Consider the following 23021-nt stretch of genomic DNA (forward strand, 5'->3'; position numbering starts at 1 on the left):
CCGACTAATTTAGATAGGAATAAAAAGCTTAAATTAGCACTAATATGTCAAGAACAAGAAGAACCTTCGGAAAAGACTTCAAAGCCAAAGTTGTTTTGGAAGCCTTAAAAGAGAAAGATACCATCGAGGTATTAGCAAAAAAATACGAGTTGCTGCCCAACCAAATTTCAATGTGGAAGTCCGAAGCGATACGGAATCTTTCTGCGGTTTTTTCTGCAGAAAAAACGCTCGTTGCCAAAGATGAAATTCCAACAGAGAAACTCTATGCTCGAATAGGTCAGCTGACTTTGGAGAATGACTTTTTAAAAAAAAGTCTGGGTTAGTATCGATCAGTGAGCGAGTGAAAATGGTCGATACCCAAAATAAATTGAGCATTGTCAAACAATGTCGCTTATTAGAAATTCATCGTGGCGGTCTTTATTATAAAGCAAAACAGGAAAGTTTAGAGAACTTAAAAATAATGCAATTATTAGACCAACAGTATTTTAATACTCCATTTTATGGCTGCAGGAAACTGACGTTTTGGCTCAAGGATTTAGGTTTTAAAGTGAATCGCAAACGGGTAAAACGATTGATGCAAATCATCAATTGGCAAACCATTTATAGAGAACCTACAACAACAGTGAGTACTAAAGAACATAAGAAATACCCTTATTTACTCAAAGGTTTGAAGATTACCCATAAAAATCAGGTTTGGGCAACAGATATCACCTATATTCCTATGGCAAAAGGATTTATGTACTTGACTGCGATTATTGATTTGCATACAAGATTTGTTTTGAACTGGAGTGTAAGCAATACAATGAGTGCCGATTGGTGTGCCGATATTTTGCAAGAAACTATACAAAAGTATGGTGTGCCTGAAATTTTCAATACAGATCAAGGAAGTCAATACACCAGTGAGGTTCACACCAATGTACTATTAAACAATGAAATAAAAATTTCTATGGACGGTAAAGGAAGAGCTATTGACAACATTTTTATAGAAAGATTATGGAGGACAGTCAAATACGAGAATGTATATTTACAAGCATATACTGATGGAATCAGCCTTTATAGAGGACTCAAAGATTATTTTGAATTTTATAATACACGGCGAATTCATCAGTCACTAGATTATGGAACGCCTTATAATAATTATTACAAAAAAGAAGTGGCATAAAATCAGAATAACTTTTTTTGGCTTCTTAAAACAGCCAAAAGTTATCTCCGATTTTAACCAAGATAATAGAATATAAAACTAAAAACCTATCTTAAATCGTTGAGATTTCTGTCTGAAAAATGGGTACAGCATATTACTTCATAAGTACTTTATTTTGTTCCAAGACAAATCCACCATAATTATTTATTAAAGGGTGTCGCTATCAGTAACCTCAATGTTTTCAATTCGTTTCTCCTTTTGTATCTCTAATTGGAATGGGACTACTTTATTCTGTTTCATAAAAAATTATAGTAAACTCTTTCTCTGCTGACCCATAATTATCCAAGTTATATGTTGCCATTCTCTTTAAAATTTTTGTTGTTTTTTTAAGATTAAATCGCTAAATTAGTTTTCTATATTTCAATAAATCAAATAGTTATGTTTAAGATGAACCCTAGCATTTATATATAGCTCTAATCTGCTAAAAAGAAATAATATGAAAAGTGATGAACAATTTTCAAGAATAATTATAGGTATCAATAAAAACATAATTCGTATTCTAATTAGCATTATGACTGTAATGTTAATACTGGGTACAATACAACTTATCTTTTTAGAATTTAAAAAAATTACTAATCCCCCTTATTTATTGATAGAAGTTTCCACTTTAGTCGAGGTATTTAATTTAATATTGATTATTGCAGTAGGATATGAGCTTATAAAAGCATTGCTATTAATTATTTCATCTAATACAATTCCTACTGTTCCAATTATAGAGATCTCAATTATCGCTATCTCGACAAAAATAATCACACTGGATATAAAGCAAACAAATAGTAATGTTATTATAAGTTTAGCTTTATTAATTGCTGCCTTAGGACTTAGTTATTTTTTGTTGAAATTTTGTAAGGCATCGCAAAACAAAGCCTAAACAAAATTAGTGACAACGTATTTGAATGATTCAATTGTATTCAAAAAATGAAGTAACTATAAATTGAAGTTGTTATGGATAATATACTACAAAATAATGAATGGCATTCCGTTTCTTATAATGATGTATTAGAGAGCCTTAATGCTTCTTCTGAAGGTATTAGTACAACAGATGCCGAGAAGCGAATGAAAATAGCTGGTTCAAATATACTGTACAGGCAAACAAGAGAAAGTGCCTTTAAAATTTTGTTACGGCAATTTATGAACCCGCTAATATATGTTCTTCTTGCTGCTACTATCCTAGCTATAGCCATGGGCAAAATAACCGATGGAATAGTAGTGTTTAGTGTAATAATCATCAATGGTGTTATTGGGTTTATTCAAGAATATCAGGCAGGGAAAACCATTCAGGGTCTTCTTCAATTAATGCCTGAAAATGCTACGGTGATGAGAGATGGAAAGCAAAAAAACATCCCGGCTGCTGATCTTGTTCCAGGGGATTATGTATTGCTTCAGGCTGGAGACAAGGTATCTGCAGATATGCGGCTTACTTTCGTAAAAAATATGCAGTGTAATGAATCTGTCCTTACTGGAGAATCTTTACCGGTAGAAAAAAATACGGATATTATTGCCACTAACATTGGAATTGCTGACCGTAGGAATATGGTTTTTAGCGGGACATTGATTACTTCCGGAAAAGCGGAAGGCGTAGTTGTTTTAACAGGTATCAAAACCGAGATTGGTAAAATTTCCGCACTGCTAAAAACCACAGCCTCTGTAAAGTCTCCACTCACAAAATCTCTTGAAAAAATTGCAAGGGGAATTACGTTATCTATCATCTCTATTGGAATTTTAGTTTTTCTTATAGGAATATCTCGTAATTATTCTTTGATAGATGCGATTTTTTCTGCCATTATTCTTGCCGTAGCAGCTATCCCTGAAGGATTGCCTGCTGTTATCACTATCGCTTCAGCTATCGGTGTTAAGCGCATGGCAAATAGACAGTCTATTATCAGGCACTTATCTGCGGTAGAAACCTTGGGTAGTACCACTGTTATTTGCTCAGACAAAACAGGAACACTTACCCTTAACGAAATGACCGTGCAGGTACTTTGGAACGGAGCGCAAAAATTCAATGTTACAGGCGTAGGTATTAAGACAAAAGGTAAAATTTTAAAAAACGATTCCGATGAGGAAGCAACTGATGACGAAATTGGGGAACTTCTGCGGGCTGCTGCACTATGCAATGACGCAACACTTCAGCTTAAAGAAGGACATTGGAAAGCAGTTGGCGATCCGACCGAGGTTGCTCTTATAGCGGTAGCGGGGAAATTTGAAATAAGCGAGGACGAATTAAGAAGCAAATGGCAAAGACTTGATGAATTACCCTTTGATTCTGAAAAAAAAATAATGGCTACTCTTCATTTATCCCCTTCCGGTGAAAAAGTAATTTATCTTAAAGGCGCACCTGAATCAGTTATTCCCCTTTTATTAAATAGCGATAATTCATCTATTGTATTTAACACAGAACTGGTACGAGGGGAGGCTTTACAAATAGCAGAAACAGGAATGAGAGTCTTAGCTTTCGCTTCCAAAACATTGGATACCGAACATTCTTCGCACATTACTGAAGATGATCTTTGTGATTTTTATTTTTTAGGGATACAGGCCATGAGTGACCCTCCAAGGATGGAAGTAAAAGAAGCGATAGAAACCTGCCATAATGCAGGTATTACTGTGAAAATGATTACCGGTGACCATCCGTCAACAGCCACGGCAATAGGCTTGCAACTTGGGTTTAAAAATGCGGAAAGAGTTATCACGGGAAAGGAACTTCAGAATTTAAATGCCGAGGAATTTCAGGAGGTCGTAAAAAAAACAAATATTTTCGCACGGGTTTCTCCCGAAGATAAATTAAATCTAGTAAAAGCCCTTCAGGCCAACGGGGAAGTGGTAGCCATGACAGGAGACGGTGTAAATGATGCTCCGGCACTTAAACGTGCAGATATTGGCATAGCTATGGGTATCAGTGGTACTGCTGTTGCCAAAGAGGCGGCAGACATGATCTTGGCAGATGATAATTTTGAAAGTATCAAGGCCGCTGTTGAAGAAGGCCGCAGAGTATTTGATAACCTTTTGAAATCTATTGTATTTCTTCTGCCAACAAGCATAGGATTGGGATTGGTTATTTTTACTGCCGTGCTATTCTTTCCCACAGAAGGGGGAATTCTACTTATCCCTATGCAGCCTGTTCAGGTATTATGGATCAATCTAATAACAGCCGTTGCCTTGTCATTGCCGCTTGCACTTGAAGCAATGGAGCCTAATGTAATGAATCGTCTGCCACGTAAGCCCAACATACCACTGTTAAGTTCCTTGATAATCTTTAGAATGGTACTGGTTTCTCTAGTAATGGCAGGTGGCACCATAGGACTATTTCTTTGGGAATATAACATTGAAATGACCAGGGGAATTGGACATTCACAAGCAATTTCGGAAGCTCAAACAATGGCTGTTACAGCAATGGTTCTATTTCAGGTGTTTTATCTTATTGATTGCAGATCTCTTCATTTCTCTGCCAATAAAATTGGGCTTTTCTCCAATCCATCTATTTATATCGGAATTGCAGCAGTACTATTTGTTCATACCGCTTTTGTTTATTTTCCATTTATGAATCGTTGGTTTCATTCATCCCCATTAAAAGCGGAGGCTTGGGGAGTTTCTGCTGTGGTAGCATTTTCCATTCTAATAATTATTAGCATTGAAAAATGGATCCGCAGAAAATTTTTTAATAATATTAAAATGTAGTACTTGTGGAGAAAGGTATGTTTTTATATTAAAAGATAAATTTTTAATCAACAAGAGTTTATTTTAAGGATGAAGAATATATGGTTTATGCATACTACTTTATTTTGTTCCAAGACAAATACATTATAATTTTTCATCAAGGTATGCCGCAATCATGAATATCTTAAGAAAATTAGAACAGCAAGTTAAGAAAAATTGTTACTTGAGTTAAGTACTTTTTTCTTTATCACAGATATGATATCACTCAATATTTTTTAAAAATTTAACATATGATTTATTTAATGCTGTAAAGGATTTGAACCGTAAACCCATCAAATATAAAGTGTTCTTAATCAATTAAAACTATCGACGATTTTGTCGAACCAAAAAAAGCCTGCAAAATTAGTATTTTGTAGGCTTTTCTTTTTTATTTGGGACCATTTCGGGAAAATTCTCGAATTATTTTCTGCAAGATTCAAAGCATTTGAGTATGCTTTCATCCATTTAATTTAGCCAATGACAACATTAAATTTATTCGTCAGCAGATATCCATTTTAACTTATTTATGTCCAACTTAATAAAGATATCAAAAATGTGAAGACTTATCAAAATATGGATTAGCCTTCTTCATAATGAGCAGTCTTGAAAAGCCTAGCAAATTTTATTGAAGATTATTATAATATTGTTAATGTTAATGATGATTATTGAAATATACTTTTATAAAATCTTATTCGGGCATTTTTGGTGTTGCTATTCGGCCGTTTGGAGTGCTTAGTGTTTCAATAAAAGCTAAAAGTGCATTGATTTCGGCTCTGTTCAAATCCAATTTTTTAAGAATTGGAGAAGTTACAGGAATCAAAGAATCGCGCGCAGTTCCTAGATATTTTTTTTGAATAGCAGCAGGATTTCCTAAATTATAAAATTCAACCACATCCAATATACTTGGAAAATGTCCGTGATGCATCCAAGGTCTTGTATTGGCGACCTCTCTTAAGGTTGGCGTTCTAAATTTTCCAAGATCTTTTTTGTCTCCAGTAACATTGTATCGACCAAAATCTTCATCCTTAGTCCCGAACAATGATTGTCCGTCATTGTGGAATTGATTGTCGCTAAAATAAGGTGTATTGTGACAGTTAATGCATTGCGCTTTGGTTCTAAACAAATGCAGTCCCGTTACTTGTTGATCCGTAAACGCCTCCGATTTTCCGCTGACAAAATTGTCAAATTTACTTTTCGGGCTTTTTATAGTGCGTTCAAAAGTAGCAATCGCGTATTGAATTCTTTGTAAAGTAACTTTTTCGTCACCAAAAGCTTCTGTAAACAATTTGCCATAACCTTTTACAGCAACAATTTTATCTACAGCAATGGTCAACTTTTCATTCATTTCTAAAGGATCTGCAATAGGAAACTGCGCTTGATCTTCTAAGCTGGAAGCACGCCCATCCCAAAATAATGTTTTGGCATAACCTGAATTTAAGATGGTCATGGAGTTTCTTTTTCCGTTTTGTCTATTGTGACCAAAAGAGCGCGTCAAATTATCCGTCCAGCCCAATTCAGGATTGTGGCAGGAAGCACATGCGATTTGTCCGCTAACAGATAATCGGGGGTCAAAGAATAATGTTTTACCCAAAAAAGCTTTTTCTTTTGAGTATTTATTGTGCTCCGGATAAGTCATTTCCGGCAGTGGTCCAATATCTTGAAAAGTGGTTTTGTCTACATTCTTGTCCAAAGTAGGTTTTGGCCATGACGCTGGATTCCCGCTGGAATAAAGTTGCCTTAAATCCTGTATGTCAATATATTCATTTTCATCGTCTGTTTTGTAGGCGGATAAAAAAATCAACAAGGCGATCGGAAGTATGATGTGTTTTATTTTCATTTGTAACTACTATTAATAATTTTATAAACTAATTTCTTTGAGACAACTTTGAGTTATTGGAGCCGGTTTTGGATATATTCTGTTATTGAAAATCTTATATTGTGAAGAAACAGCGCCACCAAACAGTGCCGTATTACTTGCTTTTAATTCGAATGAAATTTCAAATAAACCAGCACTAATTTCCCTGTACGTTCCACCGCCGGAAATTCCTATGCTGTAACTTTTACCGTTTGTTCCTGCAATAGTAATGTATTGCGGAACTACTAAAACGGCACCTTTGGTTTTACTATTTCCATTTTCAGGAAAAAATTCAAGTGCCGAACTAATATTGAACCCTGGAGAATTTAAGGCCGAAATACTTTCATTCGAGAACCATCTTTTCAAACCGAAAGAATTTGTGGTATTGGTTCCCGTACTAACATTAAATCCAATTTTAAAAGCATGATGATACACATCATCTGCCGTACTTGGGGTTCCTTTATCGCTATATAAAATAGCATTCTCTGAACCAGCAGGAACAACCACAGGAAATGTAAATGCGTTAAAAGTCTGCCACGCGCAAACACCACTTCTATCAAACCAATTCTCCCCATAAGTTAGGTAAAAAGGACTAGATAAATCATAGAAATTTCTAGCTGTATTGGCAGTAATATCTCGGATTGATTTAATAGGTTTCACGATTTGGAGCACTGAATTTCCTGTTGTCGAATACGCATTCGAATTGACTAATGCAATATTGGTTTGATAAAAAACATCATCCTTTTTTATATTTTCCAATAGTTTCAAACGATAGGTAACGCTGTTTCTATTATCTCCAAAATCATCGTGCGTTAACGAATAATTAAAACCATTTAAAAACTCAAACATTGTATTATCATTAATTTCCGAAGGTATAAAACCATTTGGAAAATCAACTTTAAAAACAATTTCTTCGCCTATTTCGCCTTTTATTTCAAACCTGTTTATCGGAAAAGTGTAGGTTGTTTTTACCTCATCCAGATTCACTTCGAAACTATTATTAGGAGCTACAGTATTCAAATTTCCAAGAGTAATCGCGGGATCTGAACTTTCTTCAAGTTTTAAAGTAATCTTTTGTTTTGTATTCCATCTTTTGTCGAAAGACAAATATATAGTATCCGTAAGTTGATTTCCCATAAATGAGATTTGGTCCAATGGCTTAACACTAAAGCTATCGCTATCTCCAGTTCCTGTTATACTATAGGTCACAAAAACAGGTTTTTTCAATGCAGGCGACGTTAATGTTACCGGAATTTTCAATGTTTTCACGGATGTATTCTTGTAACTGCTCACCGGAACTAATGCGCTGTTCAATGCAGGATATTCTAAAGGAACATTATTGCTACTCACCAATACATTGAACCGTATAAATGGATCTACAGCATTTGAACTTAATTGATAATCATCCTTTGAGCAAGCAGTAAACAGGTTTAGGATCAAAACTGCTATCGATATAATTTTAATAGGATTCATTTTGCTGTAAGTTTGAATTAAGATTAATATTCTTTCTTGGAATTGGCAATACAAATTTTGGAGACTGATAATCCAAACTACAGTTTAGGGACAAACATCCGTCGTTTCTTGATACGGACTTATTTCTTCTGGCCAAATCAAAAAATAAATGTCCTTCAAAGCAAAGTTCTTTTCTTCGTTCCAATAACAGGGCTTGTTCTAAATTATCAGTTATGGTTAACAGAGTCGCTTTTGCTCTAGCTCTAATAGTATTGATATCGTTTTTGGCAGTTTCTAAATTTCCAAGTTCAAAGGCTGCTTCAGCACGAATTAAATAGAGTTCACTTAATCTAAAGGCGGAATATCCCGGATTATCCTGCAGTTTTTTGGTAAAAGAATAATTGACATTTACAAATACTCCATTGATCAACGTAGGAAGTGCTTTTTCTAAAAACAATTGCTTTCTAATATCAGTTGATTCGTAAAGTCCCAACAAATCTTGGGAAGCCACGTATTTATTGTAATTTGTATTGGAGAAATACCCAAAATAACTCGATAAAGAACCTCCAACTTCTCCACCGCTATCTCTGGGAATAGAAAACTCCAACAGATTTTCAGCAATTGGAGCATTAGTTTGTTCCCATTGTGAGATATAATTTTCAGTTGGCGTTAATGAAACTCCCGAATTTAAAATAACATCGTTTGCAGTTGCAAAAGCATTCTGCCAATCGTTTTTAGATAGATATACTCGCGCCAATAATGCTTTCGCATTTGTACTGTTGAAAAAGGAATATGATGGTCCTGTTAACAGCGATTTGTCCGAAAAATTATCCAAAGCCGCATTGATATCCTCAATAATTAGAGAATAAGTGGTTGTCAAAGTTTCTCTTTTGGGATACGTAATGCCACCCGATAAACTTGTTTTGTTGTAGACAATTCCCAATTGCGTATCTGAGGAAGAATTTCCTACAGCCTGACTGTAAATTAAACTTAACAAATAATGGGAATAGGCTCGTATTGCTAAAGCTTCGGCCTTGATTTGTTTTTTTTCAACATCAGTTGCGTCTGGTAAAGCATCAACGTATTCTAAGATTAAATTGGTTTGATTTATTACATCATAACTTTCGTCATAAAAAATAGTGAAATCACTATCTAGCGCCTGGTCTTGGAACGAATACACATTTTCAAGATTTATTGGTACAGTAATCTGGCCTCTGCTGTTACCAGTTATCGTAGGTGTAAACTTGAGATTCCCACCTTGTAAATCAGCATAAACCGCAAATCGTTCACCTCTTACATTTGCTTCAAGCGATCCATAAGTACCATTTAAAGCGTTTAACATCCCTTTTTTTGTGGATAACTGTTCGGTAATCGAGGTTTGGGAACCAGGTTCTTGTTCTAAAAAATCACTGCAACTCTGCAATGCAAAAAGAACAAATAAAATCATTACTAGTTTATACTTATATGTTGTTTTATAGTAGTTCATCATGTTAAAATTTAGTGTTAAACCCTAAAGAAATTGTTCGTGCTTGTGGGTAGGTAAAGTTAAATTCACGTATACCGTTCCTTCCGACCGGACTTTTGTCTTTGTACCAATATACCACATTCGAAACATCGACAAAAACAGATAATGCGTCTAAAAAAGTCTTTTTGATAGGAACATTATAGCTTAAATTAATGTTGCTAATCTTTAAATAAGTAGCGTCATATAAAAATTTGCTCAAATTAGGAATCAGCGTTGTATTGCTGATTACCAAAGGCTGTGAAACTACATCTCCTTGATTTCTCCAATAATCATACGCATTTACCGAAAGGTTTCTATTAGAGGTAATGTTATATTTTGAGATCAGACTGTTATCCACTAAATAATCTCCCCCCAATTGAAAGGCTCCTCTTATAGATAAAACAATTGCATTATTGATGGTGAAATTATTATTAAAACCGCCGTAAGCTTTAGGTTGGTTATTTCCAATAGGCACCCAATCAGCCGCAGTAAATAAGCTTGTATAGGTAGCCGCATCATATATTTGCCCATCTTTCTCTACCAAATCTCTACCGGTTGCTGGATCAACACCTGCCCATTTTATCCCCCAAATTGTTGAGGTGCTATATCCTACTTTTTGAGCAAGAGCAACTTCTGAAGTAGAAAATTCACTGCCTAAACCTATAAGTTGCGTTACTTTATTTTCAACGGTAGAAATATTAAACGATGTTGTCCATTTAAAACTATCGCTCTGCAACCATTTAATACGAGTTGAAAATTCCACTCCTTTATTGTACATACTGGCTGCATTTAATTGAATGGAACTATAACCGGTTTCGGTTGGGATATCTCTGCTGGTTATCAAATCTTTTAAATCATCATAAAAATATTCCAAGGACAATTCTACTCTTCCTAAGAAATTAAAATCGACACCTGCGTTAAACTTTGTATTTTTCTCCCAACTCAATTGCCCGTTTGGCGCTTCACTTGGAAAGGAACCTTCAGCACCATTATACCCATTTTGGCTCAAAATGTAAAGCCCTTTTGAACGATACGATCCTATTCTTGAATTTCCGGTTGTTCCATAACTGATTTTAAATTTTAATAAATCAATACCTGTGCTCGATTTCATAAAATCTTCATTACTGACAATCCAGCTCAATCCCGCTCCACCATTTAAAGCGACATTAGTATCATCACCAAAAACGGAACTTTCATCTCTCCTGAAATTCCCTAAAAAGTAATATCTCTTTTTGTAATTATAGTTAAACTGTGAAAAGAAAGAGACTCTTGAACTATAACTGATATCATCGCCAAACGTCTGATTAGCTAATGTTTCATCAACGGTTGTCAACGGATCATCATCTCGAATTGCATCTTGAACATTATTTATCCCATTTGGATTGACAAAACCTCTACCGGAGGAATAACTGAAATTAGCTTTGTCATTGGACAATTCGAAACCCAAAATCCCATCAATGTTATGGTTTAAATTTAATGTTTTATTGAATAAAGCTTGTCCTTGCCAGTTCCATTTAGTAGAGTTTCTTTCGTTCAAAAGGCGTCTTCCCCAGTTTGGGTATTGCATTCCTCCTAAGGTAAATGAACCGTTATATTGTCCGCTTTCATTGGCACCGGAAAAGTATCTGTCTTGCGTTTTGTCTTTGTAATCTATTCCAAAAAGCGTTGAAAAACTTAAAAAATCGCTGAATTCATAAGAGGCATTTAAACTTCCCAGAAGACCGTAACTATTGGTAATATTTTTATTTTGTTCGATGGCTGCCAATGGATTTCCTAAACCTAAAACCCCGACAGTTGCAAAAGTTCCATCCGCATTATAGGGCGAAATAGTTGGAACAAAAGCATAACTGTAATAAATATTTGGTGCATCCTTCTGAATGTAACTAGGGTTCAATGACAGACCAAAATCAAATTTATCCAAGCGGTAACCCAGATTTATTCCAGCGTTAAGTTGTTTTGTTCTATTCCCTTTTTGAGATTCATCTATTGCAAGATAACTCAAACTGCTGCGATACGAAAACTTAGAATTTGCTCCTGAAACATTAAAATTATATTTGTTATAAATTCCTGTAACATTCAGCAAATCAAACCAATCCGTATTAATACCATTATAAGGAACCGGCGTGTAATTTGTTTGACGGTTTTTTAAGTATTCATTCCTCAAATCATTGTATTGGGAACCACTTAGATATTTGATTGGATTAATGGCTGAGGAAATTCCAAGTTGGTTAGAAAATCCGAATTTTGCTTTTCCTTTTTTTCCTTTTTTGGTTGTGATAAGAATGACACCATTTGCACCGTCAGCGCCATAAATACTTACTGCCGCAGCATCTTTCAGTACAGTAAAACTTTCAATATTTTCGGGTGAAATTTGGGCAAGAGGATTCGATAAATTTTCAGAAAAGGTACCGTTTGCATCAAAAAACTGACTATCAATACCTACTTCTTCGCTCATTATTACTCCATCAACAATGATTAAAGGCTGTGTAGAAGTTCCTAAATTAGAATTGGTCAGCGAGCTCAGACTTCCTTGTCCACGGATATTAATTTTAACAGGACCTCCAATCCCGGAAGTATTTTCAATCAATACCCCTGCAATTTGCCCTCCCACAATTTTATCAATACTTTCGGAAGCTTGCTCCACAGCAATATCTTGGGCATTCAAAGTAGATATGCTCCCTACGATTTCCTCTTTCAATTTTTTGGTGCCGTAGGAGGAAGTAATCACAACTTGGTCTAATTCATCTGTGACTTGCTCCATATTGAAAACAAAATTAAATGAGTTTCCCACACGAACGGATTGCGTTTTCGTCCCTAAATAAGACACTTCTAAGACCGTATTTTGTATGTCGTTGCCTTTCAGTAAATAAACAAATTTTCCATTACTGTCACTGATAGCTCCAGTTGAGGTTCCTTTAATCAAAATAGTGGCACCAGGAACAGGGTTTTTGTCTTTGCTGTCCAAGACAATACCTTTTATAAAACGCTCTTTTTCTTGTGAAGCTGCTTTATCTGAAATTTCCAGTAATAATATTTGTTCTTTTTGTATAAAAAATGATATTTTCCTGTCTTTAAAGAGTTTGGTTAAAGCGTTTTCCAGTGTACTATTTTTAACAGATACAGTTACTTTTTGATTTAAATCAATTTTACTAACGTTGTAAATGATTCGGTAATTCGTTTGTTGTTCAATAAATCTTATAACCTGACTTAGCGGTTGTTCTTTAAAATTTAAAGTAATGGTTTTATCTTTCGACTGGGAAAATGTATTAATACTTAGTAAGACTATCCCAAAAGTTAGAAGGAGTTTTTGCCAATAGGAGTGTTCTGTAAACGTCATTTAATTTGGTTTTTGGTTGGTAGTAATCGGATAACATTACAATTAATAATGTCGAATCACGCACTTGGTGGCGCATCTTACAAAAGGTTAATTAAAATTTGATTACTGTATCAAATTTATATTTCTTTAAAGTATATAATATCTTTTATTATGCCATCTTGAATTTAGCATCATAATTAAAATGATTTAATTTAATAATAGAGTTGTAGTATTAGAACTAAAAAAATATAAATCCACATACTTTTTTCTAAAATAGCTTTTTAGAATATCTAATAGAGATTTATTTATATTGTTGTTACTAAATGAAGGTACAAACTTATGATTATTAAGACTAAATATAAATAACAAAAATATTATTAACAAAACATTAACTTTATCACTATGATTACAAAAAATTAAAAACTCAGTATTTCCAGAAGGTTTGTCAATTAGGGCAAAAAACAGGGAGTATTTAACCAAAAAAGAGAATGGGATTTTTGAGCTAATCTGAGTTTTTGTAGGGGTTTAGGAAGTAGTAAAAATCGATGCCCCATCAAAATGTTGATGAGGCATTATTAATACCGAGTAAACTTGAAAAGTCTATCGAATTTCTTGCAGATTAATATAAAATTGTTAGTTTTAATGATGATTTTAAAATAAGTAAATTTTAAATTACAGTTTTAAAAATCAAATGGAAAAAAAACTTATTACGATAATTTTTAGGGGTTATACTTTTAAAATTAATTTATTTTTATAAAACACCCACAAGATTAGAGACCAAAAAACAGCATACATTAATGCAAAAGTTAATGAAGCATTCATAGGATTGCTGAAAATAGGAACTATACAAAATTTATAGAAATAACTTTGAAGATTGATTTGTTCCGAAGCTATTTTTGGGTTTTGAATTGTAATGGTGCTCAAAACTCTTGGTATTATTCCCGAAAAGAAAAACACAATCATAGGATTTACACCCCAAATTAAAAATAATTTTGTCCATTTTTTATAGTTTGCAACATCTATCAGGAAGTATAATACTGTTAGACATAAGGTGGCAATTCCCGCAGTATATAGTACATAGGAGCTTGTCCAAAGTGATTTGTTTAACGGAAACAGTAGACTCCAAAGCAAGCCTGCAATTAGCAATGCAAATCCAACTGCTGCTATTTTTTTTAAAATTTCAGTTTGTTGGATTTTTAAATTTAATATTTGGCCTATGAACATTCCAAGAATTCCTGTGGCTACAGCCGGAAGAGTGCTCAAAATTCCTTCTGGATCCCAAGTTTTGGAATAACTCCATAGATGTCCTTTTAATACTAAATTATCCAACCACGCAGCTAAGTTTGTCCCTTTTTCAAAATTTGCGGGACCAAATCCCGGAACTGGAACAAAAGCCATTACAATCCAGTAACCTAGTAAAATTGATGCAGCAACCAAAAGTTGTGTTTTCAGATTTGTTTTTAAATATAAAAGAGAGACAAAAAAATATACAATTCCTATTCTCTGTAAAACTCCTGGGATTCGTACCTCCTGAAATGCTTCAATTTGGCTGTATGCTAAGATTATTAATATTGCAAAAATTCCAAAAACGAGATAGGTTTTGATTTTTAAACTAAAGTTTCCTAAAAGTGCATAAGCTACTGCAAAAGTTATCATCAGCCTGAGTAGTAATAAGGAAATCCCCTCTAAGCCCAATAATTCTATTCTACTGAAATAATTTAAAAATAATCCTAAACAGAAAATTCGTAAGGATCGAACAATAATTTTATTAAAAACTACTGAGTCAAATTGTTTCGTTGGCATTGCAAAAGGGATTGCGCTACCCATTATAAAAATAAAAAAGGGAAAAACTAAATCGGTCGGAGTACAGCCATGCCATTCTGCGTGAGCCAAAGGCGGATAAATAGCGGCCCAACTTCCCGGGTTGTTGACAATAGTCATTAATAAAATGGTAAATCCTCTGAATACATCTAGTGAAATTAAACGCTCTTTTGTCATTGTTTTAATTTAAATTATTTGGTTAATTTAATGATTGAAAACCTACTTCATTCAGGTTTACTAAAATGGTGTTAACAATTTTATTTGACGATAGCTTCCTGAATTATTTGCTGAATGTCTTCTCGAATTTTTTCTTTAGATAATTTATTTCCTTCACTGGAAACTTCGGGATAGGTTCTATTGGATAAAAATACATAAACAATCTCTGTTTCTGGATCGACCCAAGCTATGTTTCCTGTGAAGCCGGTATGACCAAAACTGGATTCAGAAACGCAGGCGCACGTTGATCCGTCTTTTCCAATTCTTTTATCAAAACCTAAACCTCTATGAACTCCTTCAGAACTGTAATAGGAAGTATTGAAGGCATCGAATGTTTTTTCGGAAAAATATTGCTTATTGCCGTAATTTCCTTTTTGTAAAAACAGTTGCATCATTTTGGCAACATCCATAGCGTTAGAAAAAATTCCGGCATGACCGGCTATTCCGCCTTCCATTGCCGCTGCCATATCATGAACGTATCCCTGAACAACCTGGCGTCTAAAATAATTATCAACTTCAGTCGGTGCAATTCCATTTTTATCAAATTTTTCTAAGGGATTGTACAGAGTATTATTCATTCCAAGTGAGCTGTAAAAATTTTTCTGGCTTAAAACTTCTAATTTCTTTTTAGTTTTTCTTTCGAGGTATTCTTTCAGGATAATGAAGGTGAAATCGCTGTATTTGTATTCTCTTTTAATTGACAATGGACTATTTGCAATGATTTTCATTATGGTATCGTGATAATCTTTTCTAATAAAAAGACCGTCGGCTACTTTTGTGGAAAATTGGGAGTCAGCTATTTTATGATAGTATTTTTCCAAAGGTTTGTTTTCGGTGTCCAAAGTTGCTTTGTAAAATGGAATCCAAGCCTGAAGCCCAGCATAGTGTGTCAGTAAATCCTTGAAGTTGATGTTCTCTTTATTTGTTTTAGAAAAAAGGGGAACCATTTTTTTTAATTTGGTATCCAGATTCACTTTATTTTGATCGTATAATTGCATCACGTTAGGCAGAGTTGAAATCATTTTTGAAATCGAGGCAACATCATATAAGTCTGAATTGGAAACTTTTGTAGTATTATCATAGGTATGGTAACCATAGGATTTCTGGAGAATGACATTTCCTTTTCGAGCGACAAGCACCTGCATTCCAGGAGCCATTTTACCATCAATTGCTTTTTGGGCTATAGCATCGATTTTAGATAAAATCAATGGATTCATTCCTTCATTTTCTGGAGTTGTAAAACCCAAACGGTTTAATTTTTTGGTTGATAAGCCCTCATTTATATGGAAGGATGAGTTAATGGAGACGGGTAATTTTCCTTTGGCTTCGATAGCTCCAAATAGTAATTCTGCTGAAACCACCTGACTTATATCAGAGTTTTGGTAGGAAACTACTAATCCTTCAATATCATCAAAATTATTGATTGGCAATAGGGAATAAGGCTTTGTAAAAATATCCAAAATCACTTTGTTGTGCTTTGCAATTTTTTGTAACCAAAGCAATTCAGTTTCCGTAAAATTCTGTTTTTCCCACGTTTTGTTTAATTTATGGAAACCAATGATAACAGTATTGTATTTTTTTAATTCGGTGTTTAGACTATCAATATTGGGGTTAGATATTTCCGTCACTTCGGTATATTTTTTTAATGTAGTGACAAAAGTGCTGTTGACATCATCTCCCAGTTTTACGTATGCAATTTTCTGATCTAAATTTTTGATAGGAAGTATTTTCTTTTCATTTTTTAAAACAGAGATCGCATTTTCATACAATTTATAATGTAAAGCATCATTTTCTGAAGGATTGATGTCTTGAACTAAGTTTTCTAAAGCAATAGGCTTGTATTTATTCAATCCCGCTTTGTACTTATAACGCAATATTTTTTTTACCGAATGAGCCAAACGTTCTTCGGTAAGAATTCCATTTTTGTAGGCTGTTTCTAGTTTTTCGAAACCTGCCTTTACGTCTACTGGACCAAGTAAAATGTCATTTCCAGCATGAATTACAGCTAATTCAAGATCACCAGGACCTAGGAAATCTGTGGCGCCTTTCATGGCTAAACCATCTGTAAAAATCAATCCATCAAAGCCCAGTTGCTTTTGAAGCAAGTTGGTTACTACATTATACGAAGCGGAAGAAGGAAGATTTTTTCTAGGATCTAAGCTAGGAATTTCAAGGTGTCCAACCATAACGGAGACCAAACCTTCATCGAATATTCTTTTGTAAGGATACAGTTCCACCAAATCGATTCGTTCTTTTGAAAAATCAACCAAAGGCAATGTATGATGCGAATCTGCAGCCGTATCTCCGTGTCCTGGAAAATGTTTTCCGGTACTGAAAACACCTTGACCTTGAACGCCTTTCATGTAGGCGATGGCTTTGTCACTAACATTAGTTTTATCTTCACCAAAAGAACGGTTGCCAATAATTGGGTTTTTTGGATTGGTGTTGATGTCAAGAACTGGAGCAAAATTAAAATGGATTCCCATTCGCTTGTTCTCATTCCCCATGTTTTTACCAACTTTCTCAATTAAACTTAGATCTTCGATCGCTCCCAAAGTCATGTTCCAAGGATACCGATAGGTAGAATCTAATCGCATACTCAATCCCCATTCGGCATCTATTGCAATAAATAATGGGACATCAGATTTAGACTGATATACATTAGTTAATTTCGCTTGACGCATTGGTCCACCTTGAAAAAAAAGGATTCCACCAACTTTATATTCTTCGATTATGGCGTTAACTTCATTTTCGTGAACAGAATCTTTATTAGAATAAGCTGAAATCATATACAATTGGCCTATTTTTTCTCGACTCGACATTTTGTTGTAAATACTGTCAACCCAATTCTTTTCTCTATCAGAATTTTTGAAAAAAGTCTTTCTTTCTGATTTACTTTTAGGAACATAAATGTCTATTTCTTCTGAAAAGGAAGCTTTTTTTAAAGCGGTAATTGTATTGGTTTTTTTAGAAACAGCACAATTGGTAATCAAAAATATAAATGCGGCGTAGAGGCTAATCTTTATAAAGCAATTTTTCATCTAATTATTTTTTGGAGCAATTGATTGGTCAATTATTTGTGTTTTTAATGTGATTTAAAAACTAATTTTTTTACTGCTATGGGAACTTGTCAGGAACAATCCTAAGTAAGTTAAGAGTCCGTTTAGTACTATTAATTCATTATCAAATACATAACCCGAAAACAATATTTTAGAGTTTTCATTTATTATATACGTTAAGAAAGGAGCTAATAGACAGATAAAGGGGACTAATTTATCATTTACGTTTCTTGATTTTTGAAACAGACCAAAAGCATATAATCCTAATAATGGGCCATAAGTATATGAAGCAACCTTGAATATCATCCCAACAACAGAACTATCATTGATTGAATTAAAAATGAGTATTACTAAGAAGATTAATGCTGAAAAACTGATATGAACGATATGCCTTTTACGGACGGTATTTTGTTTATGGCTATTTTCGGCTTTGCCCATTCCTAAAAAATCGACGCAAAAAGAGGTGGTTAAAGCCGTCAGAGCTGAATCGGTAGTAGCGAAAGTGGCAGCAATAATTCCCAATAAAAATACAATTGCCGGAATTGTTGATAAATGATTCAATGCGATTTCAGGAAAAAGTAAATCGGTTCTTGGTTTGCCTGTAATTAAATCGACAGGGATTGCAATTCCGTTTTTATCAGCATAAATATATAGTAAGGCACCAACACTTAAAAAGAAAATATTGATAATAACGAAGATTCCCGTAAAGGTAAACATGTTTTTTTGTGCATCACCAATGTTTTTGCAGCTCAGATTTTTTTGCATTAAATCTTGATCCAGCCCAGTCATGGCTATAGTTACAAACATTCCTCCTACTATTTGTTTTACAAAATGAAATTTACTTCCTAGGAAATCATCAAAGAAAAATATTTGTGAATAATTACTGTTTTTAACTTCATTGAAAGCACTAACGGCACTTAAATTCATACTGTCGCAAATAAAATAGATCGTAAGGAAAACCGATGTTACAAGGAAAAAAGTCTGTAAGGTATCCGTAATAATAATTGTTTTCAATCCACCTCTGTAGGTGTAAGAAAAAATGAGCAGCAAGGAGATTAATACAGTTAATGCAAACGGAATATTATAATAATCAAATACAAAACGCTGTAATACTATTACCACTAAATAGAGTCTGAATGCAGAGCTTACCGTTCTGCTAATCAAGAAAATAGTGGCTGCTGTTTTGTAGCTGTAAAGCCCCATTCTCTGTTCTATATAGCCATAAATAGAGGTTAGATTCATTCTGTAATACAGTGGTAATAATAACTTTGTAATTATTATAAATCCGATAGCATTACCCAACACAAACTGAAAATATTTGAATTGTTCGCCACTCGCGGCGCCTACTTCTCCCGGAACAGATATAAAAGTTACTCCCGAAAGAGCGGTTCCTATCATCCCAAAAGCAACTAAATACCATTTTGAATTTTTATTGGCGGTGAAAAAAGCATCATTCCCATCATCCTTTTTGCTGACTCTATGTGAGATGTAGAATAATGTAGCGAAATAAACGATGATAAGGATTAGGATTGCACTTGGAGTCATTTTGTATCTTTATAGGTTTATTGTTCTTTATGAATCTGTAACAGACTTTAAAATAGTTTGTTTGTTAAATTTCTAGATTTTTATTTTCAGCCAGTAAAACAGCTCTGACACTTTTGTGTTTTTTTAGTAATTCAGAAGCTAATTTCTCGTCAATGTGCAGTTCTTCTACAATCATTTCAACACCTCTTTGTACTAGTTTTTTATTAGACAATTGCATGTCAATCATTTTGTTGCCATAAATACGCCCTAGTTTAATCATAACAGATGTTGATATCATGTTTAATACTAATTTTTGAGATGTTCCAGCTTTCATCCTCGTACTTCCGGTAAGGAATTCTGGACCTACTATCAATTCAATAGGATAATCAGCCTGTTTCGAAATTAGACTATCACTATTACAGGAAATACTTCCAGTTGCGATATTGTTTTCTTTTGCTTTTTTTAATCCGCCAATAACATAAGGAGTATTTCCTGAAGCTGCAATTCCTACAACCACATCTAAACTCGAAATGTCATAGGCTGATAAATCTCTCCAGGCTTGATCAATGTCGTCCTCGGCATTTTCTACTGCTTTTCTAATAGCTGAGTCGCCACCTGCAATGATGCCAATAATCCAATTGTCCGGAACTCCAAAAGTTGGCGGACATTCTGAAGCATCAAGAATACCGATTCTTCCTGATGTACCGGCACCGATGTAAAAAAGCCTTCCACCAAGTTTCATTTTAGATACAATTATATCAACCAATTTTTCAATATTTGGAATTTGTTTTCCTATTATATCTGCTACTTTTTTATCTTCATTATTTATGTTAGAGAGTAGTTCATTAGTACTCATTTTATCTAAGTTCGAATAGAGCGATTCTTGTTCTGTATCGGGATTAATTTTTACCATTTCTTATTTTTTACTGATTAGGGATTTTTTATTTTTTTATAGGCCAGATTCAATTTCTGTATTTTATTAACAACAGTGTCCTGGTTTTATGTGACAATTAACAAGGATTTATTTAATAGATTACATAGTTCATGCGCATTTTTTTAAATGCTGTTAATCCATTTTTCCAACTTTTTCTTATTTTATTTTCTGAAATTCCGCTTTCAATTTGCTGCTGTAATTTTTTTGTCCCAGCAAGTTTTGTGAAAAAAGGATTGAAGAATTTCGTTTTGTCACTGGTATTTTGATAGGCTTTAATTAACCATTTTAGTTCTAATCGAGTTAGTTTAGGGTAAGCCGTTAAATCTTCACCAAAACACTCTTTTCCATTATAAAGTGGGTCTTTGGCTCCGAAATTTGGTTTTGGAGTAAAATTAAAAGTGCTTTTCGTTAAAAAAGGAGAGCCATAAATTTGAAATTGTTTTTCGGTTCCGCGGCCCACACTTACATTAGTCCCTTCAAACAAGCACAAACTCGCGTACAGATTTATGGATTGGTCATTTGGTAAATTTGGAGATGGTTTTTGGGGTAAACTATATTCCATTTTTCGATTATAATCAAGACAAGGAATAACGGTCAATTTACATTGTGCCCCGTTTTTAAGCCATTTTTCTCCATTTATCATTTGCGCATATTCACCGATTGTCATTCCGTGAAGGAGTGGAATAGGGTGCATGCCTACAAAACTGGTAAATTCTTTTTCTAAAAGTGGACCATCTATGATACTTCCATTAGGATTTGGTCTGTCTAGAATTACAAGAGGAATTCCGTTTTCTGCGCAGGCTTCCATGACATAATGCAAAGATGAAATGTAGGTGTAGAAACGTGCTCCAACATCTTGTAAATCAAACAACATAATGTCAATTCCAACTAATTGTATTGCTTTTGGTTTTTTGTTATCACCATAAAGAGAAATAATTGAGAGTCCGGTTTTGGCATCTTTTCCATCAACGACATGTTCACCGGCATCAGCAGTTCCTCTAAACCCGTGTTCAGGAGCAAAAATGGTTTGGATGGCTATTTTTTTTTCTAATAAAAAATCTACCAGATGTATTTTGTTTGTCAGAATCCCAGTCTGATTGGTAACAATTCCAACCTTTTTGTTTTGTAATAAAGGCAGGTATTTTTCATAATTATCAGCGCCTGTTTTAATTTTTACAGAATCAATTGAGATTCTATTCTTTACACTGTTATCTTCTGAATGAGAATAGCAACTGATAGTAACCATTAGGATAAAAAAATAAATATTTTTTTTTAAAATAAAATACATTGTAGTGTTTTTTAAAAGTGACGAATTAATAAAATTGCTATTGATTTAAGTACATAAGGAAGTCTGCCATAAATGCAATAGCTTTTTAGTTTAAATAGAAAAATCTATTATTTACTTAGAAAAACATATTTGCACTATGGGCTGACTGAAATTGGTAAACAAAAACCACTTTAGAATTTTCTGAAGTGGTTTTTTGTAAATCTTATTTATTGGTATAAAATGTTATTACCGGAATGTTGATAGTTGCACTAGGCACTCCTGCGGATATTCCTCCAGCATAACCCCTGCAGTAGACGGTATAAATTCTACCTGCTCTTGGAACAAAAATATTAGTTCCTGAATTAGCTTGATTCGCTACAAGAGCTGGAGCGGTTAGCGTTGGGTTGTTTGATGCGGATCCAGCAACGCGCAATTGTAATTGGTAGCCTCTCGTATCAGTAGGATCTTGTGGCTCTATGGCAATGAATTTTTCGTCTCCGCCTTTGAAAGTTATATTCTTATAGGTTTGAATCTCTTTTGTAACTAAAGGAGTAACGCCATTAATTGAAGTTGTTTTTATAATTCCCAAATCATAACCCGCTACAGGAGTATTGTTTATGACATTTATAAAGCGAATATACGCTTTGGTTTTGTCCAAATTAGCGACAGATAAATCATCATTGACTTGAAACATTGAATAGCTAACCGGCGTAACTGTTGGTAGTGACCCAATTAAGAAATTGGTGTAGAATTTGCCTTTGTCGGTTACTAGTTTGCCAACAAAACGTTCGACTTCCGCAGTTTGAGGAACAGTTGCAGTAGCAGCAATTAGTGGAGATATAGCACTCAAGGGCTGTTCTCCTGATTTTACCATACTGTAACTCGTCGATGCTGGATATTGCGATCCGTAAGATGTTCCAACGGGAAGACCAACGGTAACGCCAACAGAGGATATTTTCTCTGCTCCAATAAAATAATTCACCTGAAGATTAGTTCCATTTGCACCAATCGCTGCGTGAATAAATTTTACGTTAGAAGTGTTATCAGACGCACTTACTGCGTAAGGAGTGAAATCGTGTTCCTCTCCACAAGATACAACCAGTGCCGCTCCTAAAAGTGGTACAATGGATTTTTTAATAATGTTAAGTATATTTTTCATGTAATACGTTTTATAGT

General features: G+C 34.2%; 14 protein-coding genes. 4 read left to right on the top strand and 10 right to left on the bottom strand.

Going from position 1 to position 23021, the window contains the following annotated elements; translation table 11 throughout:
- Positions 1-44 precede the first annotated feature (44 nt).
- From G7A72_RS16010 to G7A72_RS16025, 4 genes are all read left to right on the top strand, one after another.
- On the top strand, positions 45-323 hold the full coding sequence (locus tag G7A72_RS16010) for a transposase (RefSeq protein WP_165151468.1): 279 nt from the start codon (positions 45-47) through the stop codon (positions 321-323).
- Between the two features lie 23 nt (positions 324-346).
- Positions 347-1162, top strand: a complete 816-nt coding sequence (locus tag G7A72_RS16015) for an IS3 family transposase (RefSeq protein ID WP_241258508.1) — start codon at positions 347-349, stop codon at positions 1160-1162.
- Positions 1163-1637: 475 nt separating this feature from the next.
- Positions 1638-2072: a phosphate-starvation-inducible PsiE family protein gene (locus G7A72_RS16020; RefSeq protein WP_113666601.1), complete on the top strand. Its 435-nt coding sequence runs from the start codon at positions 1638-1640 to the stop codon at positions 2070-2072.
- Between the two features lie 74 nt (positions 2073-2146).
- Positions 2147-4879, top strand: a complete 2733-nt coding sequence (locus tag G7A72_RS16025; RefSeq protein WP_165153404.1) for an HAD-IC family P-type ATPase — start codon at positions 2147-2149, stop codon at positions 4877-4879.
- 706 nt (positions 4880-5585) lie between these two features.
- On the opposite strand, the gene G7A72_RS16030 is transcribed toward G7A72_RS16025, so the two are convergent.
- From G7A72_RS16030 to G7A72_RS16075, 10 genes are all read right to left on the bottom strand, one after another.
- Complete coding sequence (locus G7A72_RS16030; protein ID WP_165153406.1) at positions 5586-6734, bottom strand: cytochrome-c peroxidase; 1149 nt, start codon at positions 6732-6734, stop codon at positions 5586-5588.
- 21 nt (positions 6735-6755) lie between these two features.
- Positions 6756-8225: a hypothetical protein gene (locus G7A72_RS16035; protein WP_165153408.1), complete on the bottom strand. Its 1470-nt coding sequence runs from the start codon at positions 8223-8225 to the stop codon at positions 6756-6758.
- Positions 8212-9690, bottom strand: coding sequence for a RagB/SusD family nutrient uptake outer membrane protein (locus tag G7A72_RS16040; RefSeq protein WP_241258542.1), 1479 nt, complete (start codon positions 9688-9690; stop codon positions 8212-8214). Before G7A72_RS16040 ends, G7A72_RS16035 begins: the two co-directional genes overlap by 14 nt.
- A 4-nt stretch (positions 9691-9694) precedes the next feature.
- Positions 9695-13045, bottom strand: a complete 3351-nt coding sequence (locus G7A72_RS16045) for a SusC/RagA family TonB-linked outer membrane protein (RefSeq protein ID WP_165153412.1) — start codon at positions 13043-13045, stop codon at positions 9695-9697.
- A gap of 705 nt (positions 13046-13750) precedes the next feature.
- Complete coding sequence (locus G7A72_RS16050; protein WP_165153413.1) at positions 13751-15022, bottom strand: acyltransferase family protein; 1272 nt, start codon at positions 15020-15022, stop codon at positions 13751-13753.
- Positions 15023-15102: 80 nt separating this feature from the next.
- Positions 15103-18102: a glycoside hydrolase family 3 N-terminal domain-containing protein gene (locus G7A72_RS16055; protein ID WP_165153414.1), complete on the bottom strand. Its 3000-nt coding sequence runs from the start codon at positions 18100-18102 to the stop codon at positions 15103-15105.
- 54 nt (positions 18103-18156) lie between these two features.
- Positions 18157-19665: a sodium:solute symporter gene (locus G7A72_RS16060; protein WP_165153415.1), complete on the bottom strand. Its 1509-nt coding sequence runs from the start codon at positions 19663-19665 to the stop codon at positions 18157-18159.
- 64 nt (positions 19666-19729) lie between these two features.
- The gene (gene murQ, locus G7A72_RS16065; protein WP_113666590.1) at positions 19730-20557 is read right to left on the bottom strand and encodes an N-acetylmuramic acid 6-phosphate etherase; all 828 of its coding nucleotides are present in this window, start codon (positions 20555-20557) and stop codon (positions 19730-19732) included.
- Positions 20558-20669: 112 nt separating this feature from the next.
- Positions 20670-21866, bottom strand: coding sequence for an exo-beta-N-acetylmuramidase NamZ domain-containing protein (locus G7A72_RS16070; RefSeq protein ID WP_165153416.1), 1197 nt, complete (start codon positions 21864-21866; stop codon positions 20670-20672).
- A gap of 202 nt (positions 21867-22068) precedes the next feature.
- Positions 22069-23004, bottom strand: a complete 936-nt coding sequence (locus tag G7A72_RS16075) for a DUF4397 domain-containing protein (protein WP_165153418.1) — start codon at positions 23002-23004, stop codon at positions 22069-22071.
- Positions 23005-23021: the final 17 nt, after the last annotated feature.

Origin of the sequence: Flavobacterium sp. Sr18, assembly GCF_011064265.1 — a bacterium.
Taxonomy (GTDB): domain Bacteria; phylum Bacteroidota; class Bacteroidia; order Flavobacteriales; family Flavobacteriaceae; genus Flavobacterium; species Flavobacterium petrolei.

Bases quoted from the DNA above. Each gene is read 5' to 3' on its own strand.
- G7A72_RS16075 (WP_165153418.1), bottom strand. From the start codon at position 23,004: ATGAAAAATATACTTAACATTATTAAAAAATCCATTGTACCACTTTTA.
- G7A72_RS16010 (WP_165151468.1), top strand. From the start codon at position 45: ATGTCAAGAACAAGAAGAACCTTCGGAAAAGACTTCAAAGCCAAAGTT.
- G7A72_RS16020 (WP_113666601.1), top strand. From the start codon at position 1,638: ATGAAAAGTGATGAACAATTTTCAAGAATAATTATAGGTATCAATAAA.
- G7A72_RS16035 (WP_165153408.1), bottom strand. From the start codon at position 8,225: ATGAATCCTATTAAAATTATATCGATAGCAGTTTTGATCCTAAACCTG.
- G7A72_RS16060 (WP_165153415.1), bottom strand. From the start codon at position 19,665: ATGACTCCAAGTGCAATCCTAATCCTTATCATCGTTTATTTCGCTACA.
- G7A72_RS16050 (WP_165153413.1), bottom strand. From the start codon at position 15,022: ATGACAAAAGAGCGTTTAATTTCACTAGATGTATTCAGAGGATTTACC.
- G7A72_RS16045 (WP_165153412.1), bottom strand. From the start codon at position 13,045: ATGACGTTTACAGAACACTCCTATTGGCAAAAACTCCTTCTAACTTTT.
- G7A72_RS16025 (WP_165153404.1), top strand. From the start codon at position 2,147: ATGGATAATATACTACAAAATAATGAATGGCATTCCGTTTCTTATAAT.
- G7A72_RS16015 (WP_241258508.1), top strand. From the start codon at position 347: ATGGTCGATACCCAAAATAAATTGAGCATTGTCAAACAATGTCGCTTA.
- G7A72_RS16055 (WP_165153414.1), bottom strand. From the start codon at position 18,102: ATGAAAAATTGCTTTATAAAGATTAGCCTCTACGCCGCATTTATATTT.
- G7A72_RS16030 (WP_165153406.1), bottom strand. From the start codon at position 6,734: ATGAAAATAAAACACATCATACTTCCGATCGCCTTGTTGATTTTTTTA.
- G7A72_RS16040 (WP_241258542.1), bottom strand. From the start codon at position 9,690: ATGAACTACTATAAAACAACATATAAGTATAAACTAGTAATGATTTTA.
- G7A72_RS16070 (WP_165153416.1), bottom strand. From the start codon at position 21,866: ATGTATTTTATTTTAAAAAAAAATATTTATTTTTTTATCCTAATGGTT.
- murQ (WP_113666590.1), bottom strand. From the start codon at position 20,557: ATGGTAAAAATTAATCCCGATACAGAACAAGAATCGCTCTATTCGAAC.